The organism is Microvirga flocculans ATCC BAA-817 (assembly GCF_000518665.1).
Taxonomy (GTDB): Bacteria; Pseudomonadota; Alphaproteobacteria; order Rhizobiales; family Beijerinckiaceae; genus Microvirga; species Microvirga flocculans.
Window position 1 is genome coordinate 117,339 of the sequence record NZ_JAEA01000010.1, and the last position, 18,111, is coordinate 135,449.

Below are 18,111 nucleotides of genomic sequence, written 5' to 3' on the forward strand. Positions count from 1 at the left end.
CAGTCTCACCGCTCCGTCAGCTTCAGCTCGATGCGCCGGTTGCGGGCGTAGGCTTCTTCCGTGGTGCCGTTGTCCAGGGGCTGGAATTCGCCGAAGCCGGCGGCGACGAGGTGCTGGGGCTGGACGCCGCGGGCGATGAGCGCCTGCACCACGGCGATGGCGCGGGCCGATGACAGGGCCCAGTTCGACGGGAATTGCGGGGTGTTGATGGGCCGCTGGTCCGTATGGCCGTCGACGCGGATCACCCAGGGGATGTCCGGCGGGACCTGCTTTTCCAGCTCCACCAGAGCCGTCGCGATCCGGTCGATCTCGCCCGAGGCCTCCGGGCGCAGGGTCGCCTGGCCTGCGGGGAACAGCACCTCCGACTGGAAGACGAAGCGGTCGCCGACGATGCGCACGTCCGGGCGGTTGCCGAGGATCTGGCGCAGGCGGCCGAAGAAGTCCGAGCGGTAGCGGGCGAGTTCCTGCACCCTCTGCGCCAGGGCGACGTTGAGGCGGCTGCCGAGATCGGCGATGCGGGCCTGGCTCTCCTTGTCCCGGTTCTCGGAGGCCGCGAGGGCCTCCTCCAGCGCGGCGAGCTGGCGGCGCATGGCCGCGATCTGCTGGTTGAGGATTTCCACCTGGCTGAGCGCCCGGCCCGTGGCCTGGCGCTCGGTTTCGAGCTGGGTGCTCAGCTCCTGGGCCTGGGACTGCGCCGCGCCGCCGCTGTCGAGAAGGCCCTGCAGGCGCGAGCGCTCGGCCTCGCTGGCGCGCAGGGTCGTCTGCAGCGACGCCACCGTGTCCTCGATGTTGCGGCGGCTCGAGCGTTCGAGGGAGAGCAGGTCGGTCAACTCGGCGATCTGCCGGTTCAGCCGGTCGAGCACCGTGTCGCGGCCCGACAGCTCGCGGGAGAGGAAAAACTGCCCCACGGTGAAGACCGAGATGAGAAAGATGATCGCCAGGAGCAGGGTGGACAGGGCGTCCACGAAGCCGGGCCAGTAATTGATCTGGCCCCCGCGCCCGCGCCGCCGTCCGCCTGCGCTCGACACCGGCATCAGGGGAGCCTTTCACGGGAGAGGCGGTCGAGCACCTGCTTCAGCTCCTTCTCGCGGGCCGCCTGGGCCTCGACCCAGTCGCGGATCATCTGCTGCTCGGCCCGCATGTGCTGGACGAGGCCCTGGACGCCCTCGGCCAGATTGGCCATGGCCTGGGTCGCCGCCCGGCCTCCCGCTCCGTCGTTGACGGCGGCGGTCAGGCGGTTCAGGGCGATGGTGAGATCGTGCGGAGGGGCGCCGCGCAGGGGGCTTTCGGGCGCGGTGTCCATCGTGGAGCTGGCGAGCCAGTCCTCCACCTCCGTGTAGAACCGGCTCTGCGCCTGGCCGGCCTGGAGGTCGAGGAAGCCGAGGACGAGGGAGCCTGCGAGGCCGAAGAGGGAGGCCGAGAAGGACAGGCCCATGCCCTGGAGCGGGCCTGCGAGCGAGTTCTTCAGCTCGTCGAACAGAACGGCCGAATCCTGGCCGGTGCGCAGCGAGGAGATGATGCGGCCCACCGAGCCCACGGTGTCGATGAGGCCCCAGAAGGTGCCGAGCAGGCCGAGGAACACCAGGAGACCTGCGAGATAGCGAACGATCTCGCGGCTTTCGTCGAGGCGGGCTCCGATGGAATCGAGGACCGAGCGGGTCGCGACCACGGAGAAGCCGGACTGGCCGGGCCGGTTTCCGACGAGGGCGGCGAGTGGCGCGAGCAGCACCGGGGGGGAGGGCAGGGCCAGCCCCTCCTCGCTCTGCCGCAGGGTATTGACCCAGCGCACCTCGGGAAACAGGCGCCAGACCTGGCGGATCGCCAGCACGATGCCGATGAACATCACGCCCAGGATCAGGGCGTTGAGGCCGGGATTGGCCTGAAAGGCCTCCCAGATCTGCCGGTAGAGAATGAAGGCGACAAACCCTGCCAGAACCAGAAAGACCGCCATGCGGATGAGGTAGATCCGCGGTGGGGTTAGGGGTTGGTCCGCCATTGTTATCCTGTGCATTGGTGCTTCGGGACTGCACCAATGTGACCGCGCCCGCCCGAAGGATCAAGCGCGACCATGGGCCTCTCGCCGGGCGCGAACAGAAATATCAGCCTTTGGCCTTCTTCAGCAGCTTGAGCAGGTCCCGGTGCATGAGCTCGTTGCCGCAAGCGATCGAGCCCTTGGCGAGCGGGTCGCTGCCGCCGTCCGCGTCGGAGACGAAGCCGCCCGCCTCGCGGACCATGAGGATGCCCGCCGCCATGTCCCAGGAGTTCAGGCCGCGCTCCCAATAGGCGTCGAAGCGTCCGCAGGCCACATAGGCGAGGTCGAGGGCGGCCGCGCCCCAGCGGCGCATGCCGCCCACATATCCCATGACGGCGGCCGTCTCGCGCAGGAAGAGCCCGTGATCGCCCTTGCCGATATGGGGCAGGCCGCAGGCCACCACCGCGTCGGCGAGGTCGTTGCGGGCCGCCACGCGGATGCGGCGGTTGTTGAGATAGGCGCCCTTGCCGCGCTCGGCGATGAAGAGCTCGTCCTTGGCCGGATCGTAGATCACGCCGGCCACGATCACGCCGTCGCGCTCCAGGCCGACGGAGATGGCGAACTGGGGCAGGCCGTGCAGGAAGTTCGTGGTGCCGTCGAGGGGGTCGATGTGCCAGCGGTGGCTGGGATCCGTGCCCACGACCACGCCTTCCTCCTCCATGACGAAGCCGTAGCCGGGGCGGGCCTTTTCGAGGGATTCGCGGAGGATCTTCTCGGCCTTGCGGTCGGCGGCGGAGACGAAGTCGCCGGGGCCCTTGCGGGAGACCTGCAGGTTCTCGACCTCCCCGAAATCGCGCTTCAAGGAGCGCGAAGCCTTCATCACGGCATCGGTCATGACGGTCATGAGGGGCGAGCGGATCATCGTGCAGGTCCTGGCAAAGAGCAAAAATCGATGAGTGGTCGATGGACCACGGAAGGGCTGGCGTCAAGCGGTTGGGGCCGGAGGCGGCCCGGTTTGAGCGTTTGGCTTTCAGGACAAGAGATTGGCGTCCCGGGCGATCCGCCATTGCCCGTCCTTTTCCTTGCGCAGGATCGTCAGGGTGTACCCGGACCGACGCACCGGCTCTCCGCCGGGCGGCGTCATCGTGACGTCGAGATAGTTCCGCAGATAGGCCCAGTCTCCCATGATCCGGAGTTCCTGGACATCGCTGCTCCCGCTCATGCAAAAGTCCTTCATCCGCGCCGCCATGGCTGCGAATGCCTGCTTTCCGAAGGGAGCCTGGCCCGGAACCATGAACACGACATCGTCGGTCATGAGTTCGAGCACAGCCGATACTTCGCCCTTCCGACTGGCCTCCAGCCAAACCTGGACCAGGTGTCTGATGGCAATCTCGTCGTTCGCCATGATGCGCTTCCCGTCTTGGATGGCATGAGACGATCCGGGCGGATGTCCTCGTCCGCGGCTTCCGGTCAGAACTCAGGGTACAGGTCGCGTCTCCCGAGTAAAGCCGGTCGGCCAGGAAAGGCTCCGATGCCCCTCAGCGCATGCCGAGCCGCTCGGCGGCGAGTTTTTCGGCGCGCTTGCGGTCTTCGGTGCTCAGGTCCTTGAGCGCGTTGTCGAGCCATGGGTCGGCCAGCCCCTGAGCCGCCGCCAGAATGTGCCACGCCGCCGCGTCGACCTTGTTGGCGGGCACCCCGCGCCCGGCGACGAGAAGGCGCGCGAGGCGGTTCTGCGCGATGGCGTTGCCCTTGGCGGCGGCGCGGCGGAAATAGCGCGCCGCCTGGGATTCGCTTGCCGGCACCCCGTCGCCGTTGAAGAGCAGGATCGCGTATTCCACCTCGCCGACGGAGCTGCCGTTGCGGGCGGCGCGCTCGAACAGGCGGGCGGCCTCGGCCGGGTTGCGCGCCACGCCGCGGCCCTTGAGGTAGAGGACGCCGAGGGCGTGCTGCGCATCGGGAATTTCGGCCTCCGCGGCCTTCTTCAGCAGCTCGACCGCCTTCTCGACGTCCGCATTTGTCTCGCTCGTGAGCAGGAGCAGGGCGAGGTTGTGGCAGGCGACCGGATTGCCCTTGGCGGCGGCCTGTTCCAGCCAAGCCTTGCCCTGCGCCGGGTTCTTGGCCATGCCGCGCCCGTCCAGGGCCATGAGGCCCAAGGCCGCGAGGGCATGGGCGTCTCCGCGCTGAGCGGCGAGAAGGTACCATTCGGACGCCTTCTTCGGGTCGATGGCGACCCCGAGGCCCTGGTTGTAGAGCTCGCCCAGCAGGGTCATGGCGGCGGTGTCGTTGTTGTTCTTCTCCAGCCGCAGGGTCGCCTCGCGGAAGGCGGTCTGATAGAGGCCGCGCTGGTAGGCTCCATAGGCCAGATCGGGCTGCGCCGCCTGGCTTGCGGTGGCGCAGGCCGCCAGCATCGCGCCACCGATGATCCAGGAAAGCCTCATCGGTGCGCGGCCTCCTGCCGTTCCAGAATGCCGGCGGCGGCCGTCACGGCGGCCGCGGGACCGTCCGGATGGGACCAGACCGCATCGCCCAGGGCGATGAACTCGGCGTTCGTGGCCGCGAGCCTCTCGACCGTATCGAGGCCCGGCGCATAGGCTACGCAGGGCGTCTCGAAGATCTCGGCCCACCAGGAGGCCCGGTCCACCACGCTGTCGAGGGAGGGCAGGGACCCGTCCGGACGGGGCTCGCCGAAGAGCAGGTAATCCGCCCCGCCTTCGCCGAAGGTCATGGCGTCGTCCCTGGTGCGGATCGCCCCCACGCCGACGGCGCGTTCGGATTTCAGGCGCTCGCGCAATTCGCGAAGGCGGGCCGCATCGCCCGCGATGTGCACTCCGTCGGCGCCGCCCCGGGCGGCGACCGTGGCCAGATCCGCCATGCCGTCCGCGGTCACGAGCACGGCTGTCCCATGCTCCTGGGCCGCGGGCGCCAGGGCCTTCACCAGATTGGTCAGGGTGCGCTCGTCGGCGGTCTTGAGCCGCAGCAGGACGGCGGCCACGGCTCCGGTCGCGCAGGCCTCGGAAAGACGCGGCGCGAAGGAGGCGTCCTCCAGGACGGGGGTGATGAGATAGAGGCGGGCGGCGGTATCGGCCATGGATCTGAAGGTCACCAAAAAGGAAAGACACCGTTCCCATAACGAAAACGGGGCCATCTTGCGAGGCCCCGCTTCTCGATCATGATTAAGGCAAAAGCCGGATCGGGTTACTCCGCCGCCTGCTTGGCCGTGCCGAAGGTCGGGTCGAGCTCGCCGGAGGCGTAGCGCTTGGCCATCTCGGCCAGGGTGAACACGCGCTTGATCTTCGAGGCCTGGCCGGCGGTGTTGAACTCCTGGAAGCGCTGCTTGCAGAGCTTCGTCATGGCTTCCATGGCGGGCTTCAGGTACTTGCGCGGGTCGAACTCGCCCGGGTTCTCGGCGAGAACTTTGCGGATCTGGCCGGTCATCGCCATGCGGTTGTCGGTGTCGATGTTGATCTTGCGCACGCCGTGCTTGATGCCGCGCTGGATCTCTTCCACCGGCACGCCCCAGGTCGGCTTCATCTGGCCGCCGTACTGGTTGATGATGTCCTGCAGGTCCTGCGGAACCGAGGACGAGCCGTGCATCACGAGGTGCGTGTTCGGGAGCTTCTTGTGGATCTCCTCGATCACGTGCATGGCGAGGATCGCGCCGTCGGGCTTGCGGGTGAACTTGTAGGCGCCGTGCGAGGTGCCCATGGCGATGGCGAGCGCGTCGACCTTCGTCTCGGCCACGAACTTCACGGCCTCGTCCGGGTTCGTCAGGAGCTGGTCGTGCGAGAGCTTGCCTTCCGCGCCGTGGCCGTCTTCCTTGTCGCCCATGCCGGTTTCGAGGGAGCCGAGCACGCCGAGCTCGCCCTCAACCGAGATGCCGCCGAGATGGGCCATCTCGACCACCTTCCGGGTCACGCCGACATTGTAGTCCCAGTCGCCGGGGGTCTTGCCATCGGCCTTGAGCGAGCCGTCCATCATCACCGAGGTGAAGCCGGCCTGGATGGCGGTCATGCAGGTGGCGGGCTCGTTGCCGTGGTCGAGGTGCACGCAGACCGGGATCTGCGGGTAGATTTCGGTCACCGCGTCCATCATGTGCTTGAGCATGACGTCGTTGGCGTATTGGCGCGCGCCGCGGGACGCCTGGATGATCACCGGGGCGTCGACTTCGCCCGCCGCCGCCATGATCGCGAGCGCCTGCTCCATGTTGTTGATGTTGAAGGCAGGCACGCCATAGCCGTGCTCGGCTGCGTGATCCAGAAGCTGCCTCATCGTGATGCGCGCCATCGTATCCTCCGTATTGGGCGCCCCTCTTAAAGCGCGCCGAAACTGAACCGTACCTTAAGCCCTCAGCGCTTCCACGCCCGGAAGCGCCTTGCCTTCCATCCATTCGAGGAAGGCGCCGCCTGCCGTCGATACATAGGTGAAGTTCTCGGCCACCCCAGCATGGTTGAGGGCCGCGACCGTGTCGCCGCCGCCCGCTACCGAGACGAGCTTGCCTTCCTTCGTGCGCTGAGCCGCATGGCGGGCCGCAGCCACCGTGCCCTGATCGAAGGGCGGGATCTCGAAGGCGCCGAGCGGGCCGTTCCACACGAGCGTCGCCGCGTCGTTGATGGCGGCGTTGATGCGCTCGACCGATTGCGAGCCCACGTCGAGGATCATCTGGTCCTCGGGGATCGCGTCGATGCCGTAGGTGTGGTTCACCGCGCCGGCCTTGAATTCATAGGCGCAGACCCCGTCGACGGGCAGGATGATCGCGCAATTGGACGTGCGCGCCTTCTCGATGATGCGAAGCGCCGTCGCGGCGAGATCCTTCTCGGCCAGCGACTTGCCGACATTGAGGCCCGTCGCGTGCACGAAGGTGTTGGCCATGCCGCCGCCGATCACGAGGGCGTCGACCTTGGTGACGAGGTTTTCGAGCAGGTCGATCTTGGTGGAAACCTTCGCGCCGCCGACGATGGCGACCACGGGGCGCTTCGGCGCTTCGAGGCCCTTGGTGAGCGCATCGAGCTCCTGCTGCATGGTGCGCCCGGCATAAGCAGGCAGCACGCGGGCAAGGCCCTCCGTCGAGGCGTGGGCGCGGTGCGCGGCGGAGAAGGCGTCGTTCACATAGAGGTCGCCGAGCTTCGCGAGGGCCGAGACGAAGGCGGGGTCGTTCTTCTCCTCGCCCGCGTGGAAGCGGGTGTTTTCCAGAAGAAGCACGTCGCCGCCCTTGAGGGCGGCGACGGCCTTTTCGGCAACCTCTCCGATGCAGTCATCGGCGAAGGCCACGTTCTTCTTGAGATGCAGCGAGACCGCTTCTGCAACCGGCTTCAGCGACTCCTTCGGATCGCGTCCCTTCGGGCGTCCGAAATGGGCGAGCAGGATCACCTTGCCCCCCTTGTCGGCGATTTCCCGGATGGTGGGGAGCACGCGCTCGATGCGCGTGGCGTCCGTCACCTTGCCGTTCTCCATGGGGACGTTGAGGTCCACACGGACGAGAACGCGTTTTCCCTGGACGTCGGCTTGGTCGAGCGTGCGGAAGGCGGTCATGGGGCAGCTCTCCTTAGATGAGCTTCGCCAGAGCGATGGCGGTGTCAGCCATGCGGTTCGAGAAGCCCCATTCGTTGTCGTACCAGGACAGCACGCGCACGAAGTTGCCTTCCATCACCTTGGTCTGGTCCATGTGGAAGACCGAGGAATGCGGATCGTGGTTGAAGTCGGAGGAGACGTTCGGGGCGTTCGTGTAGCCGAGGATGCCCTTCAACGGGCCGTCGGCTGCCGCTTTGATCGCCGCGTTGATCTCTTCCTTCGTGGTGTTTTTCTTGGCCACAAACTTGAAGTCGACGACCGACACGTTCGGGGTCGGCACGCGGATCGAGGAGCCGTCGAGCTTGCCGTTCAGCTCCGGCAGAACGAGGCCCACGGCCTTCGCCGCGCCGGTCGAGGTCGGGATCATGTTCAGGGCCGCCGCGCGGGCGCGGTAGAGGTCCTTGTGCATCTGATCCAGCGTCGGCTGGTCGTTGGTGTACGAGTGGATCGTCGTCATGAAGCCCTTCTCGATGCCCACCGTCTCGTGAAGCACCTTCGCCACGGGGGCGAGGCAGTTCGTGGTGCAGGAGGCGTTCGAGATGACGATGTGATCCTTCGTCAGCTTGTCGTGGTTCACGCCGTAGACGACCGTCAGGTCCGCCCCGTCGGCGGGGGCCGAGACGATGACGCGCTTCGCGCCGGCGGCGAGGTGAGCGGAGGCCTTCTCCTTCGAGGTGAAGATGCCGGTGCACTCCATGGCGATGTCCACGCCGAGCTCACGGTGAGGCAGGGTCGCCGGATCCTTGATGGCCGTGACCCTGATCTTCTTGCCGTTGATGACCAGGAACTCGCCGTCGACGGCGACCTCGGCCGGGAAACGGCCATGGACGGAGTCGAAGCGGAGCAGGTGAGCGTTCGTCTCGACGGGGCCGAGATCGTTGATGGCGACCACCTCGATGTCCTTGCGGCCGCTCTCCACGATGCCCCGCAGGATGTTGCGTCCGATGCGACCGAACCCGTTGATCGCGACCTTCACCGTCATAGTCTTAGCTCCCTTGTGTAACGAGGCCCTGTTCGTTGCGAGCCTCAGAGATTGTGTGTCCGCAGAACCTTTTCCACCACGGCCTCCGCCGTGATGCCGAAATGCTTGTACAGGTCCTTGTAGGGCGCGCTGGCGCCGAACCCATGCATGCCGACGAAAATTCCGTCCGGGCCGATGACCGAATCCCAGCCGAAGCGCACGGCTGCCTCGATCGCCACCTTGATCGGCGCATCGCCAATAATCGCCTCGCGCACCTTTTCGGGCTGGGCGAGGAAGAGATCGAGCGAGGGCACGGAGACGACGCGAACGGCGAAGCTCTGCTCGGCGAGCAGCTTCTGGGCCGCCAGCGCGATCTCGACCTCCGAGCCGGAGGCGAAGATCGTGGCGCGGGCCTTGCCCTGGGCCGGGGACAGCTCATAGGCGCCGGTGGCCGAGAGGTTCTTCGCCCCGCCTTCCTTGCGCACCTGCGGCAGGTTCTGCCGGGTCAGGGCCAGGGTCGTCGGGCCGTCGGTGCGCTCGAGCGCCAGCTGCCAGGCCTCCGCCGTCTCAATGGCGTCCGCCGGGCGGAACACGCGCATCTTCGGCATGCAACGCAGGGCGGCCAGGTGCTCCACCGGCTGGTGGGTCGGGCCGTCCTCGCCGAGGCCGATGGAGTCGTGGGTCATCACGTAGACCGCCGGAATGCCGGCGAGCGCCGCGATGCGCATGGCCGGGCGCGCGTAATCGGTGAAGACCAGGAAGGTCGCGCCGGCCGGCACATAGCCGCCATGGAGCGCGATGCCGTTCATGGCCGCGGCCATGCCGTGCTCGCGGATGCCGTAATGGATGTAGCGGCCCGCGTAGCTGCCCGGCGAGATGGCGTTCAGGTTCTTGGTCTTGGTGTTGTTGGACGGCGTCAGGTCCGCCGAGCCCAGCACCAGCTCCGGCACGGCCTCGGTGATCACCTCGAGCGCGATCTCGCTGGCCTTGCGGGTGGCGACGTTCTGCGGCTCGGCGATGAGCTTGTCCTTCAGCGTGGCGATGGCTTCGGCCAGCGCCTTCGGGCGCACGCCCTTCACGCGGCGCTCGAACTCGGCGCGCTTGTCCTGGGGAAGGGCCTTCAGGCGATCCGTCCAGGCCTTGCGATGGCGGCGGCCCTTCTTGCCCGCCTTCGCCCAGGCGTCGCGGATGTTGTCCGGAATCTCGAAGGGAGCGTAGGTCCAGGCCAGCGCCGCCTTCGCGCCCGCCAGCTCCTCGGCGCCGAGGGGCTCGCCGTGGGCCTTGGAGGTGCCGGCCTTCTTCGGAGCGCCGAAGCCGATGGTGGTCTTGCACGCGATCAGCGTCGGCTTGTCCGACTTCTGGGCGCGGGAAATGGCGCGCTGGATCGCCTTCGGGTCATGGCCGTCGACGCGCACCGCGTTCCAGCCGCAGGCCTGGAAGCGCTTCACCTGGTCGACGGAATCGGCCAGCGACAGGGGGCCGTCGATGGAGATGCCGTTGTCGTCGAAGAGCACGATGAGGCGGTTGAGCTTCAGGTGCCCGGCAAGCGCGATGGCCTCGTGGCTGATGCCCTCCATCAGGTCGCCGTCGGAGGCGAGCACATAGGTGTAGTGGTCGACGAGATCGTTGCCGTATTCGGCGTTGAGCATCCGCTCGGCGAGCGCCATGCCCACCGCCGTGGCGATGCCCTGGCCGAGCGGGCCGGTGGTGGTCTCGACGCCGGGGGTCTCGAAGTTCTCGGGGTGGCCCGGGGTCTTCGAGCCGAGCTTGCGGAAGTTCTTGAGCTCCTCGATGGTCATGCCCTTCACGCCGGTGAGGTGGAGGAGCGCATAGAGCAGCATCGAGCCGTGGCCGGCGGAGAGCACGAACCGGTCGCGGTCCGGCCAGGTCGGGTCGGCGGCATCGTATTTCAGGAACTTGGTGAACAGCACCGTGGCGATGTCGGCGGCCCCCATGGGCAGGCCCGGGTGGCCGGATTTGGCTTGTTCGACGGCGTCCATGGCGAGGGCGCGCACGGCGTTCGCCAGATCGGAATGGGTGACGCGATCGGCGGAGACGGTATTCAGCACGGCGTGATCCACAAGGCTTGAGGCCCCGCAGCGGGGCGGTCTGTCTGGAAAAGGCGTGGGCTCATTAACACGCAGGCCGGGGGAGTCAAAGGCTTCAAGGGGCGTATTCCCCTTATCGACCATTGCTCGCGCGTGAGGGGGAGCCTAAAGCATCTGACCCAAAAGTGAATCTGCACTTTTGGGATCCATCCGATGCTTCCTTCCTTGAGGAGCGCATCGTTCACGCGGGCCCGCAGGGCCGCGCGGCGAAAACCTGGTCCACTTTTCCGCACGATGCGCTAGTCTCTTCGGTGATTCAGGAGGCATGATGGCGCCCACACTCGACGAAGCGATGAAGCGGCTGGACATGGCCCTGGGCCTGCTCGAGGCCTCGGTGTCCCGTCGCCTGGAGGCCGAGAAGCGGCGCGGCGGCCTGGAAACCGAGCTTCAGCTTATGCAGGACGACCGCTCCCGGCTCGCGGTGGAGCTCGACGGGGCGCTCACCCGCCTGCAGCGCTTCGAGGCGGCCACCGACGATGTGGGCCGCCGCGTCCGCCAAGCCATCGGCGCGGTCGAGTCCGTGCTGTCCCAGGCGGGGGCCCTGTCTCCGGTCGCGCAACTGGCCGGGGCCGGAGACTACGAGCCGGAGGACGGATGAACATGGCCCAGGTCACGGTCACGATCGCCGGCCAGACCTACCGCATGGCCTGCGCCGAGGGCGAGGAGCAGCACCTCGAAGGCCTCGCCGCCGCCTATGACGCCCGGATCGCGGAGATGCGGGCCACCTTCGGCGAGATCGGCGACCTGCGCCTCCACGTCATGGCCGCGCTCTCCCATGCGGACGAGCTTTACGATGCGAGACGGCGCCTTTCCGGCCTGGAGGCGGAAATGGCAGCGCTCAAGCGCCTCGTCTCGTCTCCGGACGAGCGCATGCAGCTCGTCGAGGCCCGGCTCGCCGAAGGCGTCCAGCGGGCGGCGGAGCGCATCGAGGAGCTGGCGCGCAGCCTGAACGGGGCAGGGCCGGGTTAAGCCCGAGGCCTGGAGACCGGCTCCGCAGATCCGTCTCACATGAGGAAGGCCAGCCTCTGCTGGCGCAGCTTGAGCGCGGTCAGAAGCTCCACATAGGGCTCCCGCCTGTCGTGGTGAGCTGACCTGATCCTTGCCTCGATGGCGGGCTTGAGGCGCGGATGGCTTGTGCCGTTCTGAACCTTCTCCACTTCGACGGCATAGGCGAAATCGATGTCGCCGAGCCTCTGCATGACCTCCCGCATCATGGCGTCGATGCCGGGCGTTTTCGCATATAATTCTTTGTAATTGTTACGTTTCAGATGAGCCATGGTTCCTCCCTGACGGATGGCGCATCCCCCACGTGGGGCAATTGAGGGCGGCTGCTTTCGGCGGCCACCCCGTAAAGATACGGAGTTGACGGCCGAAAGAGTCCGCGGTGCTCACTTTTCCCCTTCCCCCGGGCCCCGCCTGTCCCTACATAGGGAAGGCGGGGCTGCGGGGCGCGTTAGGAGTTCATATTCCCCGGGGCCTTATCGATCCTGAAGGGAGCTGTCCCTGACCCGGTCCGTGGACCGGGACACACGGCGCCCACCTACTTTGTAGGTTCCCGGGATCGCTTCTCCGACGGTTTCTGTGGCTCCGCACCTTCATGCATTCCTCCTCTCCTCCCGTTCTGAAAGAGCAGCTCCGTCAGGAGGCGCTCGCCCGCCGAGACGGGCTCGACAAGGGTTTTCGCGAGGAGGCGGCCCGGGTCATCGCCGCTCGGGTTCTCGGCCTTTCCGATCTTCGCGACGCGACCCCGGTCGGCGGCTATTGGCCCATCCGCAGCGAGGTGGATTCCCGTCCCCTCATGGAGGCCCTGCGCGAACGCGGGCAGGACGTGGCGCTTTCGCAGATCCTCCACCCTCATTTGAGCTGGCGCCTCTGGCGGCCCGGCGACGTGCTGGTCAAAGGCGGCTTCGGCGTGCGCGAGCCCGGACCCGACGCGCCGGAAGTCTTCCCGAAGAGCCTCATCGTCCCCCTCGTCGCCTTCGACCGCAGGGGAGGGCGCATCGGCTACGGCAAGGGACATTTCGACCGGGCCATCGCGGCGCTGGAAGAGCAGCATCCGGTCTTGACTGTCGGGCTTGCCTATGCGGTTCAGGAGGTCGAAGAAGTCCCGGTCGAGCCCCATGACCGGCTGCTCGACATCATTGTTACCGAAACCGAACTCATTCGGACACAACCCGCATAGGGATCCATCATGCGCCTTCTCTTCCTCGGCGACATCGTCGGGCGGCCCGGCCGCAACGCGGTCATCGAGCGGCTGCCCGGGCTTCGCGACCGCTGGCGGCTCGACTGCGTGGTCATCAACGGCGAGAACGCCGCCGGGGGCTTCGGCATCACCGAGGCGATCTGCGACGAGATTCTGTCTGCGGGGGCCGATGTCATCACGCTGGGCAACCATTCCTGGGACCAGCGCGAGACGCTCGTGTTTATCGAGCGCCAGCCCCGGCTCCTGCGCCCGGTCAACTACCCGTCGGGCACCCCCGGCCGGGGCGCCACGCTCATCGACACCCGCTCGGGCCATCGGGTCCTCGTGATGAACGTCATGGGACGCCTCTACATGGACCCCCTCGACGATCCCTTCGCCGCCGTCGACCGGGAGCTCGAGACCTGCCCCCTGGGCCAGGTGGCGGACGCGGTCGTCGTCGACGTCCATGCGGAGGCGACGAGCGAGAAGGAGGCCATGGGCCATTATCTCGACGGGCGGGCGAGCCTGGTCGTGGGCACGCACACCCATGTGCCCACCGCCGATCACCGGGTGCTGGCCGGCGGCACCGCTTACATGTCCGATGCGGGCATGTGCGGCGATTACGATTCCGTCCTCGGAATGCAGAAGGAGGAATCGATCCGCCGCTTCGTCCAGAAGACGCCGGGGCCGCGCATGGAGCCCGCCCTCGGCGAGGGGACGCTGTCCGGCATCGCCGTCGAGACCGACGACCGCACCGGCCTGGCCGTCAGGGTCGCTGCGGTGAGGCTCGGGCCGAACCTCGAGGAGACCTGGCCGCGCTTCTGGGACTGAAGGGCGGCCCCGCTCCCTTCACCCGGCTCCCTTGGCGCGGCGCGGAATCATTCCCATCTCTACCGGCACGGAGGAGATCGGTGGACGCGGATACAGAGGCGGCAAAGGCGAAGAAGAACATCTATCGCGAGGAGAGCGCGTTCCATCAGGCGCATGAGCACCAGAGCGCCTCCGCCGTTCTGCGCGCCGTGATCGACGAGGCCAAGGGCGAGACGATTACCATCGGGCAGATCATCGAAGCCTTCGGCGAGCGCGCCTTCGGCTTCGTCCTGATCCTGTTCTCCCTGCCGAACTGCATCCCGGCCCCGCCCGGGGTCGCGGGCATCGTCGGCACCCCGGTCCTGATCTTCGGCATCCAGATGATGCTGGGCCATACACGGCCCTGGCTGCCGGGCTTCATCCTGCGGCGCACCGTCTCGACTGCGACGTTCAAGCGCCTGATCGACCTCGCGGAGCCCAAGCTCCAGAAGCTGGAGAGCTTCTGCAGGCCCAGGCTGCTCCAGCTTTTCGGCCCCTTCGGGGACCGGGTGGTCGGGTTCTTCGCCTTCCTGGTCGCCGTGTCGGTCCTGGTCCCGTTCCCCGGCACCAATTTCCCGCCCTCCATCGCGCTCGTGATCGCCTCCATCGCGGTCATGGAGGAGGACGGCTACCTCCTGATCGCCGGCTACCTGATCGGCCTGGCGGGGCTGGCCTATACGGCGACCGTGCTCGGGGCGTCCTATCACCTCATCCTGGCGGCCATCCACAACCTCCCGTCCTGGCTCGGCTTTTAGTTTTCGGCGAGAGGGGGGTGGGGGCTTTTCCTGAGGCCCTTCGCCGCCTTATAAGCCTGCCATCGTCAACTCACCGCAGCCTGTCGGGCGCTTCCCCGCGAAGCGCTCGCGGCCGCATCCTCGGAGGCCCCGATGGCCGGACATTCGCAGTTCAAGAACATCATGCATCGCAAGGGGCGCCAGGATGCAATGCGCTCCAAGCTCTTCTCCAAGCTCGCCCGCGAAATCACCGTGGCGGCCAAGATGGGCACGCCGGACCCGAACATGAACCCGCGCCTGCGCGCCGCGATCCTCGCCGCCCGCGCCGAGAACATGCCCAAGGACAACATCCAGCGCGCCATCAACAAGGCCGCCGGCAATGACGGAGAGAACTACGAGGAGATCCGCTACGAGGGCTACGGCCCCGGCGGCGCGGCGATCATCGTCGAGGCGATGACCGACAACCGCAACCGCACGGCCTCCGACATCCGCTCCTACTTCACCAAGAGCGGCGGCAACCTTGCGGAAACCGGCGCGGTTTCCTTCATGTTCGACCGGGTGGGCCTGGTGGAGTTCGCCCCCGGGGCGGCCGATGCCGACGCGATGCTGGAGGCGGCCATCGACGCCGGCGCCGAGGATGTGGTGTCCTCAGAGCACGGCCATGAGGTCTATTGCGAGCAGACCTCCCTCAACGAGGTGACCAAGGCGCTGGAGGAGAAGTTCGGCGAGCCCAAGGCCTCCAAGCTCGTCTGGAAGCCCCAGACCCCGGTGGCCGTCGACGACGAGGCCGGCGAGAAGCTCATGCGCCTCATGGAATCGCTGGAGGAGCACGACGACGTGCAGAACGTCTACGGCAATTTCGAGCTCTCTGACGCCCTGATGCAGAAGATGGCGGGCTGATGTGAGCGAGCGCGTCCGCATCCTCGGCCTTGACCCCGGCCTGCGCAACACGGGCTGGGGCGTCATCACCGTCGAGGGGACGAAGCTCTCCTATGTGGCCTGCGGCGTCGTGACCTCGGACGGCGATCTCGATCTGGCGCTGCGCCTGAAGCAGCTCCATGACCGCATCACGGACGTGGTCCGCACCTGGACGCCGGACGAGGTTGCGGTCGAGGAAACCTTCGTCAACAAGGACGCGCAGGCGACCCTCAAGCTCGGCCAGGCCCGCGCCATGTCTCTGCTGGTCCCGGCGCTGCACAACCTGCCCGTGGCGGAATACGGCGCGAACCAGGTCAAGAAGACCGTGGTCGGCGTGGGGCACGCCGAGAAGGATCAGGTGCAGGCCATGGTCAAGATCCTGCTGCCCAAGGCCGACTTCAAGAAGGCCGATGCGGCGGACGCGCTGGCCATCGCCATCGCCCACGCCCACCACCGCAAAGCGCGCGCTTTGGCGGCGAGCCTTTAATTTGTTACATAGCCACAAACGTCATCCCGGACGGCAAAGCCGATCCGGGATCGTGAGCAGAATATAGCGCGGGTTTCCCTCCCCTTGTGGGGAGAAGGGTTACCGGGAGCAGGAACGAACGTGATCGGCAAACTCAAGGGCGTGGTGGATTCTTATGGCGAGGATTTCGTGATCCTCGACGTGCACGGGGTCGGCTACGTGGTCCATTGCTCCTCCCGCACCCTTCAGAACCTGCCGAAGGAGGGCGAGGCGGCGACCCTGGCCATCGAGACCCATGTGCGCGAGGACATGATCCGCCTGTTCGGCTTCCGGTCGGATGCGGAGCGGGAATGGTTCCGCCTGCTCCAGACCGTGCAGGGGGTGGGCTCCAAGGTGGCGCTCGGCATCCTCTCGGTGCTCGATCCCGGTGCGCTCGCGACCGCCATCGCCACCGGCGACAAGGCTTCCGTCGCTCGCGGCCCCGGCGTCGGCCCGAAACTCGCCCAGCGCATCGTCTCCGAACTCAAGGACAAGGCCCCCGCCTTCGCCCCCGTCGATCCGGCCCTCATCCGCCTCACCGGCGCGGTGGAGGACAAGAACGCCCCGGCTCCCGTGGCGGATGCCATCTCGGCGCTGGTCAATCTCGGCTACCCCCAAGTCCAGGCTTCCGCCGCTGTCGCTGCCGCCATGAAGCAGGCCGGCGACGAGGCCGAGGCGAAGACGCTTATCCGGTTGGGATTGAGGGAACTGGCGCGGTAGCCCGATGCACTGGCTCATCTTTGCAGGTCTCGGCCCTCCGATCGGACTGGCATGTGTCTTCACGGGGATTGCGGTGTATAGCGCAAACCCCTTCGACGGGAAGCTGGTGGACATGATCTTGGTCACGGCTGGGATCACCGCGTTCGCCTACATCTTCGGTCTGCTTCCTGCCCTTGTCTCCGGATGGGCCGTCCGGCAGGTCCAAATCAGGCAACTCAGACCTGAATGGCTTTGGGTGACGCTGATCGGAACACTCGTGGGCTTTATCTTCGTTGTAGCTTTCGGTGCTGTGCTTGAGGCACTTATCCCAAGTGGGCTGAGCGTTTTCGACATCCGAAAAGAAGCCTTCTTCGTGTATGTGCCGACCTGCCTCGTCCCGACCCTCGTCTGCTGGTATCTGAGCCGCCATTCGGCCGGCCGGCAGAGCCAAACACCGTGACACATCGACGTTCCTGTTTTGATCCTATTAAGAATGGCGTATTAGTGTCTCGCCGCCTATATGAAGCCCCTGGAAGGTAAGCCTCTTTGACCGATTCCCGCCGCCTGCTCAGCCCCGATAAGCGCGAGGACGATGTCGATGCCTCGATCCGGCCGCTGTCGCTCGACGACTTCACGGGCCAGAAGGCCGCGCGGGCCAATCTCCAGGTCTTCATCGATGCGGCGAAGGCGCGCGGCGACGCCCTCGACCACGTGCTCTTCGTCGGCCCTCCGGGGCTGGGCAAGACGACGCTCGCCCAGATCGTCGCCCGCGAGCTCGGGGTCAATTTCCGCTCGACCTCCGGCCCGGTGATCGCGAAGGCGGGCGACCTCGCGGCCCAGCTCACCAACCTCGAAGAGCGCGATGTGCTCTTCATCGATGAGATCCACCGCCTCAACCCGGCGGTGGAGGAGATCCTCTATCCCGCCATGGAGGATTACCAGCTCGACCTGATCATTGGCGAAGGTCCCGCCGCGCGCTCGGTGAAGATCGAGCTGCCGAAATTCACCCTCGTCGGCGCGACCACCCGCGCGGGCCTGCTCACCACGCCGTTGCGAGACCGCTTCGGCATCCCGATCCGGCTCGAGTTCTACACCGTCGACGAGCTGGAGCTGATCGTGCGCCGCGGCGCGCGGGTGCTGGGACTGGGCATGAGCGAGGAGGGCGCGAACGAGATCGCCCGCCGCTCCCGCGGCACGCCGCGCATCGCGGGCCGGCTCCTGCGCCGGGTGCGCGATTTCGCCATCGTCGAGGGCGTGCAGACCGTCTCCCGCGACCTCGCCGACCGATCCTTGCGCCTCCTCGACGTGGATCCCATCGGCCTCGACCTCATGGACCGCAAGTACCTGACCATGATCGCCTCCTCCTTCGGCGGCGGCCCGGTCGGCATCGAGACCATCGCGGCGGCCCTCTCCGAGCCGCGCGACGCCATCGAAGACATCATCGAGCCCTATCTGATCCAGAAGGGCTTCGTGCAGCGCACCCCTCGCGGGCGCGTCCTCACCCCCCACGCCTTCAAGCATCTCGGGCTGCCCGAACCGACCCGCGAAACCTCGGCGCAGTTCGGATTGTTCGGCGGAGACGCGGATGAGTGAGACGGCCGACCGGGGAGGAATG

Annotated in this window: 21 protein-coding genes and 1 other RNA gene; 11 read left to right on the top strand and 11 right to left on the bottom strand. The window is 67.0% G+C overall.

The genetic code is table 11. The features are described from left to right. Positions 1 to 5 precede the first annotated feature (5 nt). From L879_RS0112875 to tkt, 10 genes are all read right to left on the bottom strand, one after another. On the bottom strand, positions 6 to 1,034 hold the full coding sequence (locus tag L879_RS0112875; RefSeq protein ID WP_027316463.1) for a peptidoglycan -binding protein: 1,029 nt from the start codon (positions 1,032 to 1,034) through the stop codon (positions 6 to 8). Further along, positions 1,034 to 1,996, bottom strand: a complete 963-nt coding sequence (locus L879_RS0112880; RefSeq protein WP_027316464.1) for a hypothetical protein — start codon at positions 1,994 to 1,996, stop codon at positions 1,034 to 1,036. The genes L879_RS0112875 and L879_RS0112880 overlap by 1 nt, the downstream gene beginning before the upstream one ends. A gap of 103 nt (positions 1,997 to 2,099) precedes the next feature. Further along, positions 2,100 to 2,894 (bottom strand): inositol monophosphatase family protein, encoded by a 795-nt coding sequence (locus tag L879_RS0112885; RefSeq protein WP_027316465.1) that lies wholly within the window; start codon positions 2,892 to 2,894, stop codon positions 2,100 to 2,102. Between the two features lie 108 nt (positions 2,895 to 3,002). Then, positions 3,003 to 3,377 (bottom strand): YybH family protein, encoded by a 375-nt coding sequence (locus L879_RS0112890; protein ID WP_027316466.1) that lies wholly within the window; start codon positions 3,375 to 3,377, stop codon positions 3,003 to 3,005. 133 nt (positions 3,378 to 3,510) lie between these two features. After that, positions 3,511 to 4,410, bottom strand: a complete 900-nt coding sequence (locus L879_RS0112895; protein WP_027316467.1) for a tetratricopeptide repeat protein — start codon at positions 4,408 to 4,410, stop codon at positions 3,511 to 3,513. After that, positions 4,407 to 5,060 (bottom strand): thiamine phosphate synthase, encoded by a 654-nt coding sequence (locus L879_RS0112900; RefSeq protein WP_027316468.1) that lies wholly within the window; start codon positions 5,058 to 5,060, stop codon positions 4,407 to 4,409. Before L879_RS0112900 ends, L879_RS0112895 begins: the two co-directional genes overlap by 4 nt. A 107-nt stretch (positions 5,061 to 5,167) precedes the next feature. After that, positions 5,168 to 6,256 carry a class II fructose-bisphosphate aldolase gene (fba, locus tag L879_RS0112905; protein WP_027316469.1) on the bottom strand — a complete coding sequence of 363 codons (1,089 nt, stop codon included), beginning with the start codon at positions 6,254 to 6,256 and terminating at the stop codon, positions 5,168 to 5,170. A gap of 54 nt (positions 6,257 to 6,310) precedes the next feature. Next, complete coding sequence (locus L879_RS0112910; RefSeq protein ID WP_027316470.1) at positions 6,311 to 7,501, bottom strand: phosphoglycerate kinase; 1,191 nt, start codon at positions 7,499 to 7,501, stop codon at positions 6,311 to 6,313. A 13-nt stretch (positions 7,502 to 7,514) separates the two neighbouring features. Further along, a complete protein-coding gene (gap, locus tag L879_RS0112915) occupies positions 7,515 to 8,522 on the bottom strand; it encodes a type I glyceraldehyde-3-phosphate dehydrogenase (RefSeq protein ID WP_027316471.1) in 1,008 nt (335 codons plus the stop codon). A gap of 44 nt (positions 8,523 to 8,566) precedes the next feature. Beyond that, complete coding sequence (tkt, locus tag L879_RS0112920) at positions 8,567 to 10,501, bottom strand: transketolase (protein ID WP_051435305.1); 1,935 nt, start codon at positions 10,499 to 10,501, stop codon at positions 8,567 to 8,569. A 373-nt stretch (positions 10,502 to 10,874) separates the two neighbouring features. Between tkt and L879_RS21605 the strand changes: the two genes are divergently transcribed. Together L879_RS21605 and L879_RS0112930 are read left to right on the top strand one after the other, a co-directional pair. Further along, entirely contained in the window at positions 10,875 to 11,207 is a 333-nt protein-coding gene (locus tag L879_RS21605; RefSeq protein ID WP_368086321.1) for a DUF4164 domain-containing protein, read from the top strand. Between the two features lie 2 nt (positions 11,208 to 11,209). Then, on the top strand, positions 11,210 to 11,578 hold the full coding sequence (locus tag L879_RS0112930) for a cell division protein ZapA (protein ID WP_027316473.1): 369 nt from the start codon (positions 11,210 to 11,212) through the stop codon (positions 11,576 to 11,578). A 35-nt stretch (positions 11,579 to 11,613) separates the two neighbouring features. Here L879_RS0112930 and L879_RS0112935 read toward each other — a convergent pair whose 3' ends face one another. Continuing rightward, on the bottom strand, positions 11,614 to 11,886 hold the full coding sequence (locus tag L879_RS0112935) for a hypothetical protein (RefSeq protein ID WP_027316474.1): 273 nt from the start codon (positions 11,884 to 11,886) through the stop codon (positions 11,614 to 11,616). A 158-nt stretch (positions 11,887 to 12,044) separates the two neighbouring features. Between L879_RS0112935 and ssrS the strand changes: the two genes are divergently transcribed. From ssrS to ruvB, 9 genes are all read left to right on the top strand, one after another. Further along, positions 12,045 to 12,201, top strand: a non-coding RNA gene (gene ssrS / locus L879_RS23270) — 6S RNA. Positions 12,202 to 12,206: 5 nt separating this feature from the next. Beyond that, complete coding sequence (locus tag L879_RS0112940) at positions 12,207 to 12,791, top strand: 5-formyltetrahydrofolate cyclo-ligase (protein WP_027316475.1); 585 nt, start codon at positions 12,207 to 12,209, stop codon at positions 12,789 to 12,791. 9 nt (positions 12,792 to 12,800) lie between these two features. Then, positions 12,801 to 13,622 carry a TIGR00282 family metallophosphoesterase gene (locus tag L879_RS0112945; RefSeq protein ID WP_027316476.1) on the top strand — a complete coding sequence of 274 codons (822 nt, stop codon included), beginning with the start codon at positions 12,801 to 12,803 and terminating at the stop codon, positions 13,620 to 13,622. Between the two features lie 80 nt (positions 13,623 to 13,702). After that, entirely contained in the window at positions 13,703 to 14,395 is a 693-nt protein-coding gene (locus L879_RS0112950) for an exopolysaccharide biosynthesis protein (protein WP_027316477.1), read from the top strand. Between the two features lie 132 nt (positions 14,396 to 14,527). After that, complete coding sequence (locus tag L879_RS0112955) at positions 14,528 to 15,274, top strand: YebC/PmpR family DNA-binding transcriptional regulator (protein ID WP_027316478.1); 747 nt, start codon at positions 14,528 to 14,530, stop codon at positions 15,272 to 15,274. Position 15,275: 1 nt separating this feature from the next. Beyond that, positions 15,276 to 15,779, top strand: a complete 504-nt coding sequence (gene ruvC / locus L879_RS0112960; protein ID WP_027316479.1) for a crossover junction endodeoxyribonuclease RuvC — start codon at positions 15,276 to 15,278, stop codon at positions 15,777 to 15,779. Positions 15,780 to 15,899: 120 nt separating this feature from the next. Continuing rightward, positions 15,900 to 16,517 (top strand): Holliday junction branch migration protein RuvA, encoded by a 618-nt coding sequence (gene ruvA, locus L879_RS0112965; RefSeq protein ID WP_027316480.1) that lies wholly within the window; start codon positions 15,900 to 15,902, stop codon positions 16,515 to 16,517. 4 nt (positions 16,518 to 16,521) lie between these two features. Next, positions 16,522 to 16,956, top strand: coding sequence for a hypothetical protein (locus L879_RS0112970; RefSeq protein WP_027316481.1), 435 nt, complete (start codon positions 16,522 to 16,524; stop codon positions 16,954 to 16,956). An 86-nt stretch (positions 16,957 to 17,042) separates the two neighbouring features. After that, positions 17,043 to 18,089: a Holliday junction branch migration DNA helicase RuvB gene (gene ruvB / locus L879_RS0112975; RefSeq protein WP_027316482.1), complete on the top strand. Its 1,047-nt coding sequence runs from the start codon at positions 17,043 to 17,045 to the stop codon at positions 18,087 to 18,089. Positions 18,090 to 18,111: the final 22 nt, after the last annotated feature.

Coding starts and splice junctions, on each gene's coding strand:
- L879_RS0112875 (WP_027316463.1), bottom strand. CDS start 1,034: ATGCCGGTGTCGAGCGCAGGCGGACGGCGGCGCGGGCGCGGGGGCCAG.
- L879_RS0112880 (WP_027316464.1), bottom strand. CDS start 1,996: ATGGCGGACCAACCCCTAACCCCACCGCGGATCTACCTCATCCGCATG.
- L879_RS0112885 (WP_027316465.1), bottom strand. CDS start 2,894: ATGATCCGCTCGCCCCTCATGACCGTCATGACCGATGCCGTGATGAAG.
- L879_RS0112890 (WP_027316466.1), bottom strand. CDS start 3,377: ATGGCGAACGACGAGATTGCCATCAGACACCTGGTCCAGGTTTGGCTG.
- L879_RS0112895 (WP_027316467.1), bottom strand. CDS start 4,410: ATGAGGCTTTCCTGGATCATCGGTGGCGCGATGCTGGCGGCCTGCGCC.
- L879_RS0112900 (WP_027316468.1), bottom strand. CDS start 5,060: ATGGCCGATACCGCCGCCCGCCTCTATCTCATCACCCCCGTCCTGGAG.
- fba (WP_027316469.1), bottom strand. CDS start 6,256: ATGGCGCGCATCACGATGAGGCAGCTTCTGGATCACGCAGCCGAGCAC.
- L879_RS0112910 (WP_027316470.1), bottom strand. CDS start 7,501: ATGACCGCCTTCCGCACGCTCGACCAAGCCGACGTCCAGGGAAAACGC.
- gap (WP_027316471.1), bottom strand. CDS start 8,522: ATGACGGTGAAGGTCGCGATCAACGGGTTCGGTCGCATCGGACGCAAC.
- tkt (WP_051435305.1), bottom strand. CDS start 10,501: ATGGACGCCGTCGAACAAGCCAAATCCGGCCACCCGGGCCTGCCCATG.
- L879_RS21605 (WP_368086321.1), top strand. CDS start 10,875: ATGATGGCGCCCACACTCGACGAAGCGATGAAGCGGCTGGACATGGCC.
- L879_RS0112930 (WP_027316473.1), top strand. CDS start 11,210: ATGGCCCAGGTCACGGTCACGATCGCCGGCCAGACCTACCGCATGGCC.
- L879_RS0112935 (WP_027316474.1), bottom strand. CDS start 11,886: ATGGCTCATCTGAAACGTAACAATTACAAAGAATTATATGCGAAAACG.
- L879_RS0112940 (WP_027316475.1), top strand. CDS start 12,207: ATGCATTCCTCCTCTCCTCCCGTTCTGAAAGAGCAGCTCCGTCAGGAG.
- L879_RS0112945 (WP_027316476.1), top strand. CDS start 12,801: ATGCGCCTTCTCTTCCTCGGCGACATCGTCGGGCGGCCCGGCCGCAAC.
- L879_RS0112955 (WP_027316478.1), top strand. CDS start 14,528: ATGGCCGGACATTCGCAGTTCAAGAACATCATGCATCGCAAGGGGCGC.
- L879_RS0112970 (WP_027316481.1), top strand. CDS start 16,522: ATGCACTGGCTCATCTTTGCAGGTCTCGGCCCTCCGATCGGACTGGCA.